This window comes from Arthrobacter sp. TB 26, from assembly GCF_000427315.1.
In the GTDB taxonomy this organism is placed as follows: domain Bacteria; phylum Actinomycetota; class Actinomycetes; order Actinomycetales; family Micrococcaceae; genus Arthrobacter.
This window is the reverse complement of the sequence record NZ_AUPJ01000333.1, coordinates 1-15,058: the sequence shown is the minus strand read 5'-3', so window position 1 is coordinate 15,058 and position 15,058 is coordinate 1. Positions and strand designations below refer to the sequence as shown.

The window sequence follows — 15,058 nt, the reverse complement described above, 5'->3', positions numbered from 1 at the left end:
TTCCTTTGAACAGAGGGAGGGTTCGTGGAGGGGCTTTTTACTTGTAGAAGCGGGCGAGGAACTCGGCGACGACGGCGGGCCGCTCCTGGCCTTCGATCTCGATGGTGTTGGCGACCTTGATCTGGGCACCGCCCTTGACCTCGGTCACTTCGCTGATGGTGGAATGCATCCGGATCCGCGCGCCCACCTTGACCGGGGACGTGAAGCGGACCTTGTCCAGCCCGTAGTTGACCTTCGTGGTGACGCCGTCGACGTCGAACAGCTCCCCCCAAAAGGGGATGATGAGCGAGAGGGTGAGGAAGCCGTGGGCGATCGGGGCGCCGAACGGACCGTCCTTGGCGCGCTCGGGGTCAACGTGGATCCACTGGTCGTCACCGGTGGCGTCGGCGAACTTGTTGATCTGTTCCTGGGTGATTTCGCGGTACTCGGTGACCCCGAGATCGGTGCCGGCGAGCGTGAGCAGTTTGTCGAAATCGACGACGAGATTGGGCATGATGTCCTCCTGGAGGGCTGGGTGGGGTAGGGAATTGTCCGACGGCGGTGCCGGAGCGGGGTGTGTTGGATTTGGTGGGTGCCGGGGTCAGCGGGTGAAGGCGCTTTCGCCGGTCAGGGCCCGGCCGACGATGAGGGCGTTAATTTCGTGGGTGCCTTCGTAGGAGTAGACGGCCTCGGCGTCGGCGTGGAAGCGTGCGACGTCGGTTTCAAGGGTGATGCCGTTGCCGCCGACCACTTCGCGGGCCAGTGCCACGGTTTCGCGCATCAGCAGGGATGTCTGCATCTTGGCCAGGGCGGAGTCCTGGTCCCGGTAGATGCCTTTGGACTGCTGCTCGGTGAGCCGCACCACGAGGGACAGCGCCGAGGTGACGTTTCCGAGCATCCGGGCCAGTTTTTCCTGGACCAGCTGGAAGGATCCGAGCGTGCGGCCGAACTGCCGGCGTTCCGTGACGTAGCGCAGAGCCGCCTCGAATGCACCGGCCGCGATCCCGGTGGCAATCCAGGCGACGTCCGAGCGCATCGCGCGCAGCATTGCCGCGACGTCCCGGAAGGACTCCACGTTGTGCAGGCGCATCGATTCGGGCACCCGGACGCCCTCGAGGGTGATGTGGGCGTTCTGCATCATCCGTAACGCGGTCTTGCCGTGGATCTTCTCCAGCGTCACGCCGGGGGCTTCCCGCTCGACGAGGAAGGCCTTGACCTGGCCGTCGGCCACGTCGCGGGCAAACACGGCCAGGACGTCCGCGGTGGCGGCGCCGCCGATCCAGCGCTTGGCGCCGTCGAGGATCCAGGCGTCGCCGTCACGGCGGGCGGTGGTGGAGAGCCCGCCGGCGATGTCAGAACCGGACTCCGGCTCGGTCAGCGAGAAGACCCCCTTGAGCGAGAAGTCGATGACCTTCGGCATCCACTCGGCCTGCTGTTCCGCGGAGGCGCCGACCCGGATAGCGGTCCGGAACAGTCCGGCCTGGGCTGTGTAGAAGGTGGCGAGCGAGGCGTCGGTGCGGGCGAGCTCGAAGATCCGGAAGCCCTGGTAGATTCCCCGGGCCGGGCTGCCCTCCGGGCCGCGCAGTTCGGCCGGCTCCATCAGGTCCAGGCCGATCAGCGGCTCGGAGAGCTCATCCGGGAACTCGCCGCGTTCCCAATAGTCCGCCAGCAGCGGCCGGGCCTTCTCGTCGAGGAAGGTCCGCAGCCTGCCCAGCACGCGGCGTTCCCCCGCGGTCAACAGGGACTCGGCGTCGTAGTAGTCGCAGACGCCGTACAGCCGGGTTTGTTGTTGGGTATCGACAGTCATCTCAGCCTCCCAGTCCGAGCAGGCGGACGGCGTTGTGCTTGAGGATCTTGGGCCGGACCTCGTCCTTGAGCGGCAGGTCCGCGAAAGCGCCCAGCCACTTCTGCGGGGTGATCAGTGGGAAGTCGGTGCCGAAAAGGACCTTGTCCTGCAGCACGGAGTTGGCCATCTTCACCAGCGATTCCGGGAAGTACTTCGGGGACCAGCCGGAGAGGTCGATGAAGACGTTGGACTTGTGCGTGGCGATCGAGTTGGCCTCGTCCTGCCACGGCACCGAGGGGTGGGCCATGATGATCTGCAGTTCCGGGAAGTCCGCCGCGACGGCGTCCAGCAGCAGCGGGTTGGAGTAGCCCAGCTTGATGCCGTAGCCGCCCGGGAGCCCGGCGCCCATGCCGTTTTGTCCGGTGTGGAAAATCGCCGGGAGGCTGAGTTCCTGCAGGGCGGCCCAGAGCGGGTAGAACTGTTCGTTGGAGGGGTCAAAACCCTGCAGGGACGGGTGGAACTTGAACCCGCGGGCACCCAGGTCGATGGCCTGGTGCTTGGCGCCCTGGATGGCCTCGGCGCCGGTCCGTGGGTCCACGCTGCCAAACGGGATCAGCACGTCGTTGTTCCGCGCGGCGCCGGCGATGAGGTCTTCGATGCTGTTCGGCTCGTGTTTGAGCTGGGTGCGGGCATCGACGGTGAACACGACGGCGGCCATGTTCAGTTCGCGGTAGACCTCGGCGATCCGGTCCAGCGACGGGGTGCGGTCCTCGGACTTGAAGTACTTGGCGGACGCTTCGGTAAGGGCCGGCGGCAGGGATTCGTGGCCGTGGCCATCCACCTCGAGGTGGACATGCATGTCGATCGCGTCGAGCTTCGCGGCATTGATGCCGAGTTCATAACGCTGGGAGGCCATGTCAGCGGACCTCTGCCGGTTCGGGCTTGAGGTCTTCCGGAAGCGGCAGGAATTCCTCGCCGACGCTTTGCAGCTTATCGCCGAAGAGCTTGCCAAAGTTTTCGATCAGGTCGGCATAGCCCCAGCCGCCGTCGCGGTACTCGGTAACGGCAGCCTCCGGGTGGGTCCACAGCTGCAGGCGGTCCCCGCCGGCGCCGATCGCCTGGCCGGTGATGCCGGCCGCCTCGTCGGAGGCGAGGAAGGCAATGAGTCCGGCGACGTCGTCGGCGGTTCCGAACCCCAGATCGTGACGGAAGAAGGCTGGCATCGCCTCGCCGCGCTCGTCCGCTTCGACGGCCTTCTGGAAATACGGGACGGTCTTGGTCATGGCGGTGGCGGCCACCGGGATGACGGCGTTGGCGGTGACGCCGGCCTTCTTCATTTCCAGCGCCCAGGTGCGGACCATGCCGACGATTCCGGCCTTGGCGGCGGCGTAGTTGGTCTGGCCGAAGTTGCCGCGCTGGCCGGTGGGGGAACCGATGGTGATGATGCGGCCGGCGATGCCGTTTTCCTTGAAGTAGGCGAACGCTTCGCGGGCGCAGGTGAAGGTGCCCTTGAGGTGGACGTTAATGACGAGGTCAAAGTCCTCGTCCGTCATCTTCAGCAGGGACTTGTCCCGCAGGATCCCGGCGTTGGTGACCAGGATGTCGAGCCGGCCGAAAGCCTCCACCGCTTTCTGCACGAGCTGCCGGGCGGCTTCGGTGCTGCCCACCGGAGCGACGACGGCGACGGCGCGGCCGCCGTCGGCCTCAATGGTCCGGACCGCGTCAGCGGCCACGTCGGCATCCACATCGTTGATCACGACGGCGGCGCCCTGGCGGGCGAGTTCCCGGGCATACGCCAGGCCCAGGCCCCGGCCGCTTCCGGTGACGATTGCTACTTTCCCTGACAGGCTCATGCTGCTCCTTTGCATTGCGCCTTGCGGCGGATATCCCAGGGAGCCGGCGTGTGATGCACATCTCCCTTGACTGCTTCAATTAGAAACGTAATCCTTGAAAATGTCAATGATTTATTTCTGCATTCAATCAGCTCCCCCGTACGCCGCCTTCACCGCTCCCGGCGCATGCTTTTCGCAGGCGCGGTGCCGTGGGATCATTGAATAATTCAACGACCCGGCTGGCTACCCGCCCGAAAGGCACCATGACACAACAGGTACACGACGCCGCCGAAAGCTCCGGCGAGGCTTCCACCCGGCTGGCGGAATCAAGCATCAGCACTGACATCGGCTTCCTGCTGGCCAAGCTGCACGCCGCCGGCAGCGTGCTCAACAACGCGGCCCTTGCAGAGTTCGGACTGAAGGAGCGGTCCTACTCCGTGCTGGCGCTGGCCTGCGGCAATCTGGGACCCACCCAACGCGAACTGGCCGAGTTCCTCAGCCTGGATCCCAGCCAGATCGTGGCACTCATCGATGAGCTGGAACAGCGCGGCCTCGTGGAAAGAAAGCCGGGACCCTCAGACCGGCGGCAGAAACTGGTGTCCGCCACAAGAGCGGGCCGCACCCTCCATACTGCCGCCCAAAAGGCAACCCAGGCCGCCGAAGCGCGACAGCTGGTCATGCTTACCGGCGAGGAGGTGGCGTCCCTGCGGTCCATTCTCCGCAAGGCCGTCTGGTCCGCAAACCCCGCGGAACGTTAGTTCAAATATTGCGGCTTCAGCCACCTGCACCGCCCGCACGAAGGCTGGGCAGCAGGGATTTGACCGTGTCCGCCCCAATGGCAAAACTGATCCCGTTCACCGAGGTTTGTGAGGTGGGCGCGGCAACCATGGTGTTGATGCCGATCACGTGGCCGCCAGTGTCGAGCAAGGGTCCGCCGGAGTCGCCGGAGCTGATGGGAGCATCGGTCTGGAGCATATCGGCCAGACTGCAACTGGTGCCGAATCCCGTATCCGCAATGGACGTCCGCCCGGTGGCCGAGATGATTCCGGTGGTGACGCTCGGGCCGCCGTCCAGGCCCAAGGCGTATCCGATTGCGATGACACCATCACCGGGCGCCGCGGACCCCGAGTCCCCCAGCTCCAGCACGGGCAGGTTCTTCACGCCGTCGACCTGCAACAGGGCCAGATCGTGGTCACAGTCCGAGCCGACGATCCGGGCGGAATGCTGGCTACTGTCGTGGAACGTCACGGTTACGGTCGACGCTCCGCTGACCACTCCCCTGACCAGATGTGCGTTGGTAATGATCTCACCCGTGCTGCCAATTACTATGCCCGTGCCTTGGGCCGTCACCCGGGTGCCGCCGGCGGGGTCCAGGAAGGGGTTCGACTGGGCGGTTGTGGATTGCACGGAGACCACGGCGGGGAGTGCCGCGGCCAGCAGGACCTTGATATCCAGGGGGTGGTCCGAAACCGCTCCGCCGGCGGTCAAATACTGCTTGACCACGGTTTCGGTGCCCCAGCCCGAAGCACGCGCCACAAGCAGCGCGGTGCCGGCACCGACGAGCGCAGCGACCGCGGCCATGGCCGCGAGCGGGAAGAATCCGAACACGTAGCGGCGGGACCGCTTCGCCACGCCTGGGGCTTCATCCGTAGACAGGGCCGCCACACTGGCCGCCGGGACCGGAGGCGGTACGTTCCTTTCCAGCGTCATGGGGACATGATCCCGCCTCCGCCGGCCCCCGGTTAGGGGCAAAGGCCCCGGCCGGCCCTCATGACTGAAGTAGACATGAGCATGACAAACTCTGTAACATCCCCGGCCCGGAAACTAGCCAAGCGGACCCGCATGATCCATGCTTGCACTATGACCTCAACGTCGAGCCAGTACCGGATCATCGCGGTCTGCACCGGGAACATCTGCCGGTCGCCGATGGCCGAACTGATGCTGGCGGAGGCCATCGCCGCGGATGGCCTGGCCGGCGCCGTGGTGGATTCCGCCGGAACCACCGCCTATGAGGTTGGCCGTCCGATTGACCCGCGGGCCGCCCGCAAGCTCACCGCCCACAGCATCCCCTCGGAACGTCACGTGGCACGCGAATGGCGGGCAGAGTGGTTCCACAACCGCGAGCTCATACTGGCCCTCGACGTGGACCACTTCGGCTGGCTCCAGCAGGCGGCGCCGGACCGCGAATCCCTGTCCAAGATCCGGATGCTGCGCAGCTTTGATCCGGCCGTCGCGACCAGGGACGCCCTCGACCAGGGCATCGAAGACCCCTGGTACGGCGGCCACGCGGACTTCGACCTCACCTGGAACCTGATCAACGCCGCACTCCCCGGGCTCGTGGCGCATGTCCGGACGGAGCTCGCCCGGCGTCAACGGGCGGGCGGGCAACAGCCAGGCAGTGATCAACCCAATGCAGAGCAGCCGGTACGCTCTATTTCATGAGTCCCGCACCCGTCATCATCGCCATCGACGGACGATCCGGCGCCGGCAAGACCACCCTGGCGATCGAACTGGCGGCACGGCTCCGCGAACACCACAAAGTCTCCCTCTTCCATCTTGAAGACATCTACCCCGGCTGGAACGGGCTCGCAGCCGGCATTGAACGCTACGTCACCACGGTCCTGGCCCCATTGCACCGCGGCGATTCGGCCGAATGGGTCAGCTGGGACTGGACCGCGCACTACGACGGCGACACCCGCACCACCCAGCCCGCCGAAATCGTCCTGGTGGAAGGGGTGGGAGCCGCAGCGGAGGCCGCCCGGCCCTACCTGGCCGCAGCGATCTGGGCCGATTCGCCCGAACAGGACAGGCGCAGCAGGGCCCTGGCCCGCGACGGCGAAAGCTACGAACCCTACTGGGACGACTGGGCCGCCCAAGAGGAGGCGTGGCTGGCCGGGGACGACGTTCCGGCCCGCGCCGATATCCGGGTGCTCAACCTTGCCGACGGCGCCGCCCCGGCGGAAGTGCTGCAGGCCCTCCAGTACCTGCCGTCGCTGGCCCCGGTGCTGCTCCCGGAACTTGGCGCCCGCCTCGGCCTTCAGCTCCGCGCCGAACGGATCGACGCCGCCCCGGACCCTGCCCTGCTGTTCGAGTCCCTGTTCGGCCGCTCGGCCAACGCCGTCTGGCTCGATTCCTCCCTGTCGCCCGACGGGAGCACGGCGGCGGAACGCAGCCGCTTCAGCATCCTGGCGGACGACGGCGGCCCGCACGGCCAGTCGGTCCGGCACAGTTCGGGGACAACCCGGGTCAGCGTCGGCAACGCGAGCGTCACGAGCGAGGGGCCGTTTTTCCGCTGGCTTGATGGAGTCTGGGGCCACCGCACCCTCCGCGGCCCGGAGGACTACCCGTGCGAGTTCACCCTGGGCTGGCTTGGCTACCTCGGCTACGAGCTCAAACGTGAGACCGGCGGCAGCGACGTCACCGCCGAAACCCCCGACGCCTGCCTGCTGTTCGCCGGCCGCGCGGTGGTCCTGGACCATGTGGAGCGCACGGTCTGGCTGCTGGCGCTGGACACCGCGGATGCCGGGGACTGGCTGGAGACCGCCCGCACCGCCGCCACCGGGGCGGCCGTCGGGCAGGCAGCGGCATCCGGAAGGGAGGACAGAGCCAGCGGCGCCGTCGGACCTTACGCCCCTGGCCACGCCCTGAACTTCGCCGCACGGGACTCGGAAGTCTCCTACAAAGCCAAAATCACCCGGGCCCAGCACGAGATCGCCGAGGGCAACACCTACGAGGTCTGCCTGACCACGGCGTTGACGGCTATCCTTCCTGCCGCCGCCCTGGACCCGCGGCAGGCCTACCTGGCGCTGCGCCGGCGGAATCCCGCGCCGTTCGCCAGCTACCTGCGGTTCGGGGACCTCACCGTGGCAAGCACCTCCCCGGAGCGGTTCCTGCGGATCGCGGCCGACGGCGGGATGCGCGCCGAGCCCATCAAGGGCACCCGGCACCGGGATGCGGATCCCGCCAAGGACGCTCTGCTGCGGCACGAGCTGGAGTCCTCACCGAAGGACCGCGCCGAAAACATCATGATCGTGGACCTGCTGCGCAACGATCTCAGCCATTTCGCCGTGCCGGGCTCGGTGTCCGTCAGCCGGCTCTGCGCGATCGAAAGCTACGCCACGGTCCACCAGATGGTGAGCACCATCGACGCCCGGCTCAGGCCCGGCATGCCCCGGGCCGAGGCCGTCGCGGCCTGCTTCCCGGCCGGCTCGATGACCGGCGCCCCCAAGGTCAGCACCATGGCGATCCTGGACCGGCTCGAGGGCGCACCGCGGGGTGTGTACTCCGGCGCGATCGGGTATTTCTCGCTCAGCGGAGCCACCGACCTGGCCGTCGCGATCCGTACCCTCGTCCTCACGGACCAGGCCGGGGACGGCACCGGGCTCAGTCTCGGCGTCGGCGGGGCGATCACGGCGGATTCCTCGCCGCAGGAGGAGTACGAGGAGATCCGGACCAAGGCCTTCGGTGTCCTCTCCGCGCTCGGCGCGGAGTTCCCGGCCGGCTGACGCCCACACCGGACGCCGGTGCGCCGCAGTCGTGCCGCCGGGTGGCCTACTGGAGGGTGGCCGTCAGCCGGGCGACGTTGTCCACATATTTGACCCCCATGGGCCGCTTCATCCAGTCCTCGAGCGTCAGTTCGCGCGAAATGCCCCGGTAGGTGTCCTCCACCGCGCTGATCCGCCGCACGATGTCCTCACCCAGGAGCATCACGGAGACCTCGAGGTTCAGCGAGAACGAGCGCATATCCATATTGCTGGAGCCCAGCACGGCAACTTCGTTGTCGATGGTGAAGTGCTTGGCGTGCAGCACGAACGGGGCCTTGTACAGGTAGATCCGCACCCCGGCCTCGAGCAGCGCCTCGTAGTACGACTGCTGGGCGTGGTGGACCAGGAACTGGTCGCCCTTTTCCGAGACGAAGAGTTCGACGTCGACGCCGCGCTGCGCCGCCGTCGTCACCGCGTACAGGAGCGAGTCATCCGGGACGAAGTACGGGCTGCAGATCGAGATCTTGCGCTGCGCCGAGTAAATCAGCGTGTTGAAGAGCCGCAGGTTGTTTTCGGTGATGAAGCCGGGGCCGCTGGGCACCACCTGGGCCGTGATGTTGCCGGCGTGCAGTTCGGGCCGGTGCGCGAGCTGGTCTTCGAGGGACTCGTCGGTCTCGCTGAGCCAGTCGGTGGCGAAGACGACGTTGAGCGTGGTGACGATCGGCCCGCGCAGGCAGGCCATCAGTTCGACCCATTCGCGGCCGATCTTGCGGTGCCGCGGGTTGTTGTAGGAGGGCTCGATCAGGTTCTGCGAACCGGTGAATGCGACCTCGCCGTCGATCACCATGATCTTGCGGTGGTTGCGCAGGTCCGGCCGGCGCCACTGCCCCTGCAGCGGGTTCAGCGGCAGCATGGGCCGCCAGCGGATCTTGCTGGCCTTGAGCCGGGCGATCAGCTTGCTGTAGCCCTTGATGCGCAGGGTCCCGAGGTGGTCGAACAGGAGGCGGACTTCGACGCCGCGTTCGGCGGCTTCCTCCATCGCGGTGAGCAGGTCATCCGTGATGTGGTCCGAGCTGAGGATGTAGAACTCGGCGTTCACGAAGGACTCTGCCTCGCGGACGGCGGCCGCCATTGCCTTGATCGAGTCCGGGTAGCCGGGCAGGAGTTCCACGTGGTTGCCGTCCACCATCGGCAGCGAGCCCAGGGTCTTGTTCAGTTCCGCCGCGGACAGCACCCACTCCGGGCCTTCGTAGGTGCTTTCCAGCATCGCCAGTTCCGAGGTGCCGGCGCGTACCCGGGTGTTCACGGCATCCTGCTGCGCCCGGCGCTTGCGGGAGAGACGGAAGTTGCCGAAGAGCAGGAAGAGGACCAGGCCCGCGGCCGGGACGAAGAAGATGATCAGGAGCCAGGCCATGGCCGTCGTGGGCCGGCGGTTTCCGGGAATGATGCCGAGGGCCAGCACCCGGATGACGAGGTCCACCACAGTCAGAATCAGAATCACCCAGGACGGCAGCGTTTCCGCCAGCGAAAATGGCCACAGCACAGGCGAACCCCTCAAGCTCCAGACCCGCGGAACAGTTCCGGAACGGGCAATCGTCAAATCCTATCCCGTTCCCCGCCGCACTAAGCTGAAGTCATGACTCCTCCTGCCGCCGCACCTGCCCCCGCCCCGGTGCTGGTCTTCCTCGATCCCGCGTTCGACGACGGCCGGCTGGCCGATGCCACCAAGCCGCAGCTGATGGCGACGGACCAGGGCGCCACCCGCGGCGACGGTGTTTTCGAGTCGCTGCTGGCCGTGGGCGGGCAGCCCCGCAAGCTCCAGGCACATCTGTCCCGGCTGGCCGGTTCCGCCCGGCTGCTGGAGCTGGACATCCCGGCGGAGGACGCCTGGCGCCGGGCCATCGCGACGGCGATCAGCGAATACCGGCGCCAGCACGTGCCCGGCGCCGAGACCGCCGAGGACGACGAACTCGTGGTCAAGCTGCTTGTGACCCGCGGCGTGGAAGGCGCGGCGGGGCCCACCTGCTGGGTCCAGGCCTCCGCCCCCGGCCCCGCCGGGAGGCGCCAGCGCGAGACCGGAATCGACGTCATCCTGCTGGACCGCGGCTACGACAGCGAAGTCGGGGAACGGGCCCCGTGGCTGCTCATGGGTGCCAAGACACTCTCCTACGCCGTCAACATGGCCGCGCTTCGCTACGCGCATGCCCAGGGCGCCGACGACGTCATCTTCACGTCCGCGGACGGCCGGGTCCTGGAGGGTCCGACGTCGACCGTCCTGCTGGCGCACCTGGAGACCGCCGACGACGGGGCCGGCGGAGTGCGCACCGTGCGGCGGCTCATCACGCCCCAGCTCGACAGCGGGATCCTGCCCGGCACCTCGCAGGGGGCCCTGTTCACCGCGGCGAAGGCCGCCGGCTGGGAGCTGGGCTACGGCCCGCTGGAGCCCCGGGACCTGTACGACGCCGACGCCGTGTGGCTGATCTCGAGCATCCGCCTGCTGGCGCCCGTCAACCACATCGACGGCAAGGAAATCGGCACGCCGGACCTGCGCAAGCAACTCACCGCGGAGCTCAACGCGCTCTACGCCACCATCGGATAAGCTCCGCCGCCAACAGGCAGGCAACGCGGGGTCAGCTACGGCCCATCCGGCGCCCGCTGATGGGCGCTACGTGACCCCGCATTGCTGGTTCAGACCAGGGCACTGGCGTACGCCCGGGCGGCCCCCCTGAAGGACGCCGGGTTGAAGGACGGCAGCGCGAAGGACGCCAGCACCGCGTCGAGCAGTTCCGGGGCACGCCAGCTGTTCGCGCCGAAACGGGCGTTCATGTCGAGGACCACCGGGGTCCCGTCCGCGCGGCGGCGGACATCGACGTCCACCGGCCCTGTCAGACCCAGCGAGCGCACGGCCGCCATGGCCACGTTGCCGACGTCCATGTCTTCGTCCACTTCCACACGCCGCGTCGCGACGGCCTTGCCAACGGCGCCGCGGTTCAGTTCGGTCTTTTCCACGACGACGACGAACGGCGCGCTGCCGTTGTGCGCCGGAGTACCGAAGACCATGGGTCCGTACCCCGGACCGGGGATGAACTCCTGGACCATCTGGCCGTCCGGCAGCCGGTGCCAGTCCACGTCCCCGCTTCCATCGATGACCACGGCGGTGTGCGCCCCGCAGGAGAGCCGGGGCCGGACGACGACGGGGCCGCCCAGCGCCGCCATCGCCGCGTCCGCGTCGGCGAAGTCACTGGGCACGCCGAAGCGGGGAACGGGTACGCCTGAGGACTGTAGCTGCCAGGCCGTGAAGAGCTTGTCATGGGCGACGGACACCGGCCCGGGGTCGCCGATGATGACGCGGACGTCGGCGCCGAACGCGGCCCGGTACGCCGCGAGAAGCGGAAGTTCCGGGCTCACCGTTGGGATGACCACGTTGATCCCCTCCCGGGTGACGAGGCGGCGGAGCGCCGAGACCATCTCCGGGTCGCTTGCCGGAGGCACCGGCACCACGGTGATGCCGGCCCCGGAGGGAAGCTCACGGATATCCGTGCCCAGGACGGGAATGCCGCGGGATTTCAGCTGGGCTGCCAGGGCCCGGCCCGCTGAACCGCCGGCGCCGGTGAGCAGGACCCGGGGCTTCATGCCCGCCCCATCCCGCGGCCCGGCAGGCGGGCGGGGTGGAAATCGGCGGCCCGGCGACTGGCCAGGAGGGGACGGCCAATGACGGACGTGTGCGGAACGTGGATCGACAGCATGAGAAATTGCCCCCCGGCGAGTTTCGTGGTGCATGAGACCTTCTGGACACTGTTGGACGTGCCCCTTTAGTAAAGGCGAGGGGTCGCTCGGAAAGCCCGAGTAGCGGGTACTCGTAATTGCGGAGACCGGGCCGGGCCGCCCGGACACGGGGTACTCAGGTCGGGCGGCCGGTACTCGGCTCCTCCTGCTCCGATGTGGCGCTTCCCGTTACTTAACATGACGACGGCGATGCGGGCCGGCGTCGCAGGTGTTACGTTTTTGGGTGAGTAATGAGAACCGGTGCCAAGCCCTGACTGGCCGGTCGGCAACCCTCCCTTTCGCGGCGGGGTGCCTCAGGTGAATACTCGGCATATCGACCATTCGAGCTGCAAGCGTGAAAGAAGGAGATCCGTCGTGCCTGACGCGTCCGCCCCCGCTGTCCCCACTACAGCACCCGCCCCGTCCCCCGCAGTCCCCGGTGCCGCCGAGGAGAAACTGGCGTACCGCCTGTTCACCGGACCCGACGACCGTGCGTTCTGCGAGCGCGTCTCGGCCGCCCTCGCCGAGGGCTACGTCCTGCACGGCAGCCCGGCCGCCACCTTCAACGGCAGCAGCGTCATCGTGGCCCAGGCCGTGGTTTTGCCGGCGGCGATCGCCAGCGCCGATGCCGCGGTCGCCAACGCCGTGGATGACCTCGAGTTCGACGGCGAGGGCCACGCGTGAGCTACGCCGGAGACCTCAGCCCGCAGGAGGCCTGGGCCAAGCTCGAGGACGGCGCCATCCTGGTGGACGTCCGCACCGAGGGCGAATGGGCCCACATCGGCATCCCCGACACCGCGGCCGCGGGCGAACGACGGAACGATCCGCTCTTCATCCAGTGGAATCTGGCCGGCGGTATCCCCAATTCGCAGTTCGTTGAACAGTTGAAACAGCGGGCCCCGGGAGGCGGAGGAACCGAACTGGTCTTCCTGTGCCGTTCGGGCGCCCGGTCCGTCGCCGCGGCAATAGCGGCGACGGAGGCCGGTTTCACCTCCTACAACGTCCTCGAGGGCTTCGAAGGCGAACCGGACCGTCAGGGCGAACGCACCGTGAACGGCTGGAAAAACCGCGGCCTGCCCACCAACACCGGAAAGCACTAAGTGACCTTCAACCCTGACGCCGCCGGCTGGAGCGCCGACACCCAGGCTGTCCGCGGCGGTCTCGACCGCACCGGCTTCCAGGAAACCACCGAACCGATCTTCCTGAACTCCGGCTTCGTCTACGAATCCGCTGCCGCCGCGGAACGCGCCTTCACCGGCGAGGACGAACGCTTCGTCTACTCCCGCTACGGCAACCCCTCGGTGGCCACCTTCCAGGAGCGGCTCCGGCTGCTCGAAGGCACCGAGGCCTGTTTTGCCACCGCCTCGGGCATGTCCGCGGTCTTCACCGCCCTCGGCGCCCTGCTGGCCGCCGGCGACCGCGTGGTCGCGGCCCGCTCGCTGTTCGGCTCCTGCTTCGTGATCCTCAACGAGATCCTCCCCCGCTGGGGTGTGGAGACGGTCTTCGTGGACGGCCCGGACCTGGAGCAGTGGCGATCCGCGCTGTTGGAGCCGACGACGGCGGTCTTCTTCGAGTCGCCGTCGAACCCGATGCAGGAAATCGTGGACATCGCCGCCGTGAGCGAACTGGCGCATGCCGCCGGCGCGACCGTCGTCGTCGACAACGTCTTTGCCACTCCCCTGCTGCAGCGCTGCGGGGAACTCGGCGCGGATGTCATCGTATATTCGGGGACCAAGCACATCGACGGCCAGGGCAGGGTGCTCGGCGGCGCGATCCTGGGCACCAAGGAGTTCATCGAGGGACCGGTCAAGCAGCTCATGCGCCACACCGGCCCGGCGCTCTCCGCCTTCAACGCGTGGGTGCTGACCAAGGGGCTGGAGACCATGGCCCTGCGGGTGAACTACTCCTCTGCCTCCGCGCTGCGGCTGGCCGAGTGGCTCCAGGAGCAGCCCGCGGTCAGCTGGGTCAAGTACCCGCTGCTGCCGTCCCATCCGCAGTACGAGCTGGCGGCACGGCAGATGAAGGCCGGCGGCACCGTGTTGACCTTCGAGCTCTCCCCGTCCGGCGGGCGTTCGGCGAAGGAGGCCGCGTTCGCGCTCCTGGACGGCCTGCGGATCATTGACATCTCCAACAACCTGGGCGATTCGAAGTCCCTCATCACCCATCCCGCCACCACAACGCACCGCGCCATGGGGCCGGGGGGCCGGGCCGCGATCGGGCTCAGCGACGGCGTGGTGCGGTTGTCGGTGGGCCTGGAAGACGTCGAGGACCTCATGCGCGACCTTGGCCAGGCGCTCAAGCAGGTCTAGCGCCGCCCGGCTCAGCCCCGGCGGACCCGGCTCAGGGTCGATCCTTCATCGGCCGGTTCCCCGTCGTCTGCTCCCTGCATGGTCACGTCGACGGCCCGTTCGACGACGGCGGCCAGTCCCCCTGTGCGGAATGGCGTCCGCTGCAGCTGGGAGCCGGTGCCCTCGGCCAGGATCCGGCTGATGCCCTGGCGCACCAGGTCCAGCTCGCCCTGTTCCTCCAGGACGGGGGCCACGAAGTCCACCAGGGCCTGGACCACGTCCGCGGCCGGGGCAGGGGTGAAGGTGCCGAAGTCCAGCAGCTGCCCGCGCAGTCCACAGTTGCTGGCCTGCCACGCGGCCATCCGCAGCAGCAGCGTCGGCACCGGGGCGGGGTCGACGCCGTCGTTCCATTCCCGGGACGCCGACTCCACCAGCGCCCGCACCAGGACAGCGATCAGCGCCGCGTCCTCCGCCCGCAGGCAAACGTCGGCGACCCGGACCTCCACGGTGGGATGATGCCGGCACAGCCGTGAATCGAAATAGACCATCCCCTCGTCCATCAGGACGCCGGTTTCCACCAGCCGGACCACAACCCGGCGGTAGACGGGCAGGCTGCCGAAGATCATTGTGGGGCCCGACCCCGGCCAGCGGTTCCACGCCTGCGTCCGGTAGCTTTCGAACCCTGTCTCCGCGCCGTTCCAATAGGGGGAGTTCGCGCTGAGGGCGATCAGCACGGCGAGCTTGTCCCGGATCCGGTCCATCACCGCCACGCCCTCCTCCGGGGACTCCACAAAGGTGTGGACGTGGAGGCCGCAGGTCAGCTGGTTCCGGACCGTGAGTCCGAAGCGCTGCTGCATGGTCATGTAGCGCTGCTTCGGCGTCAGGTGGGTGGCGGAGCCGTGCGGCGAGGTGGCGAGGGCGGCG

Annotated in this window: 15 protein-coding genes and 1 riboswitch; of the genes, 7 read left to right on the top strand and 8 right to left on the bottom strand. The window is 68.0% G+C overall.

Annotated features, from left to right (window positions below; translation table 11 throughout):
- Positions 1-37: 37 nt before the first annotated feature.
- From K789_RS0112675 to K789_RS0112660, 4 genes are all read right to left on the bottom strand, one after another.
- Positions 38-493 (bottom strand): MaoC family dehydratase, encoded by a 456-nt coding sequence (locus K789_RS0112675; RefSeq protein ID WP_024367071.1) that lies wholly within the window; start codon positions 491-493, stop codon positions 38-40.
- Between the two features lie 87 nt (positions 494-580).
- A complete protein-coding gene (locus K789_RS0112670; protein ID WP_024367070.1) occupies positions 581-1,786 on the bottom strand; it encodes an acyl-CoA dehydrogenase family protein in 1,206 nt (401 codons plus the stop codon).
- Position 1,787: 1 nt separating this feature from the next.
- Positions 1,788-2,681, bottom strand: coding sequence for an amidohydrolase family protein (locus tag K789_RS0112665; protein ID WP_024367069.1), 894 nt, complete (start codon positions 2,679-2,681; stop codon positions 1,788-1,790).
- Position 2,682: 1 nt separating this feature from the next.
- Complete coding sequence (locus tag K789_RS0112660; RefSeq protein ID WP_024367068.1) at positions 2,683-3,618, bottom strand: SDR family NAD(P)-dependent oxidoreductase; 936 nt, start codon at positions 3,616-3,618, stop codon at positions 2,683-2,685.
- A gap of 242 nt (positions 3,619-3,860) precedes the next feature.
- Here K789_RS0112660 and K789_RS0112655 point away from each other — a divergent pair, with 242 nt between their 5' ends.
- Complete coding sequence (locus K789_RS0112655) at positions 3,861-4,355, top strand: MarR family winged helix-turn-helix transcriptional regulator (RefSeq protein WP_024367067.1); 495 nt, start codon at positions 3,861-3,863, stop codon at positions 4,353-4,355.
- A gap of 16 nt (positions 4,356-4,371) precedes the next feature.
- Here K789_RS0112655 and K789_RS23035 read toward each other — a convergent pair whose 3' ends face one another.
- Complete coding sequence (locus tag K789_RS23035) at positions 4,372-5,307, bottom strand: S1C family serine protease (RefSeq protein WP_084507517.1); 936 nt, start codon at positions 5,305-5,307, stop codon at positions 4,372-4,374.
- A 150-nt stretch (positions 5,308-5,457) separates the two neighbouring features.
- Between K789_RS23035 and K789_RS0112645 the strand changes: the two genes are divergently transcribed.
- On the top strand, positions 5,458-6,039 hold the full coding sequence (locus tag K789_RS0112645; protein WP_024367065.1) for a low molecular weight protein-tyrosine-phosphatase: 582 nt from the start codon (positions 5,458-5,460) through the stop codon (positions 6,037-6,039).
- Positions 6,036-8,102 carry an aminodeoxychorismate synthase component I gene (pabB, locus tag K789_RS0112640; protein ID WP_024367064.1) on the top strand — a complete coding sequence of 689 codons (2,067 nt, stop codon included), beginning with the start codon at positions 6,036-6,038 and terminating at the stop codon, positions 8,100-8,102. The genes K789_RS0112645 and pabB overlap by 4 nt, the downstream gene beginning before the upstream one ends.
- A gap of 46 nt (positions 8,103-8,148) precedes the next feature.
- Here pabB and cls read toward each other — a convergent pair whose 3' ends face one another.
- Positions 8,149-9,624 carry a cardiolipin synthase gene (cls, locus tag K789_RS0112635; protein ID WP_024367063.1) on the bottom strand — a complete coding sequence of 492 codons (1,476 nt, stop codon included), beginning with the start codon at positions 9,622-9,624 and terminating at the stop codon, positions 8,149-8,151.
- A 93-nt stretch (positions 9,625-9,717) separates the two neighbouring features.
- Between cls and K789_RS0112630 the strand changes: the two genes are divergently transcribed.
- Positions 9,718-10,680, top strand: coding sequence for an aminodeoxychorismate lyase (locus K789_RS0112630; protein ID WP_024367062.1), 963 nt, complete (start codon positions 9,718-9,720; stop codon positions 10,678-10,680).
- An 89-nt stretch (positions 10,681-10,769) separates the two neighbouring features.
- Here the strand turns inward: K789_RS0112630 and K789_RS0112625 are convergent, their stop codons facing one another.
- Complete coding sequence (locus K789_RS0112625; protein WP_024367061.1) at positions 10,770-11,714, bottom strand: ATP-grasp domain-containing protein; 945 nt, start codon at positions 11,712-11,714, stop codon at positions 10,770-10,772.
- Between the two features lie 379 nt (positions 11,715-12,093).
- A riboswitch (SAM riboswitch) is annotated at positions 12,094-12,208 on the top strand.
- Between the two features lie 94 nt (positions 12,209-12,302).
- Between K789_RS0112625 and K789_RS0112620 the strand changes: the two genes are divergently transcribed.
- The 3 genes from K789_RS0112620 to K789_RS0112610 are packed head-to-tail and all read left to right on the top strand — an operon-like array spanning position 12,303 to position 14,155.
- Entirely contained in the window at positions 12,303-12,530 is a 228-nt protein-coding gene (locus K789_RS0112620; RefSeq protein WP_029705000.1) for a DUF1737 domain-containing protein, read from the top strand.
- Positions 12,527-12,946 (top strand): rhodanese-like domain-containing protein, encoded by a 420-nt coding sequence (locus tag K789_RS0112615; protein ID WP_024367059.1) that lies wholly within the window; start codon positions 12,527-12,529, stop codon positions 12,944-12,946. The genes K789_RS0112620 and K789_RS0112615 overlap by 4 nt, the downstream gene beginning before the upstream one ends.
- A complete protein-coding gene (locus K789_RS0112610; protein ID WP_024367058.1) occupies positions 12,947-14,155 on the top strand; it encodes an O-succinylhomoserine sulfhydrylase in 1,209 nt (402 codons plus the stop codon).
- A gap of 11 nt (positions 14,156-14,166) precedes the next feature.
- Here K789_RS0112610 and K789_RS0112605 read toward each other — a convergent pair.
- Positions 14,167-15,058, bottom strand: an 892-nt coding sequence (locus K789_RS0112605; RefSeq protein ID WP_024367057.1) for a glutamate--cysteine ligase, incomplete at its 5' end; no start/stop codon positions are given.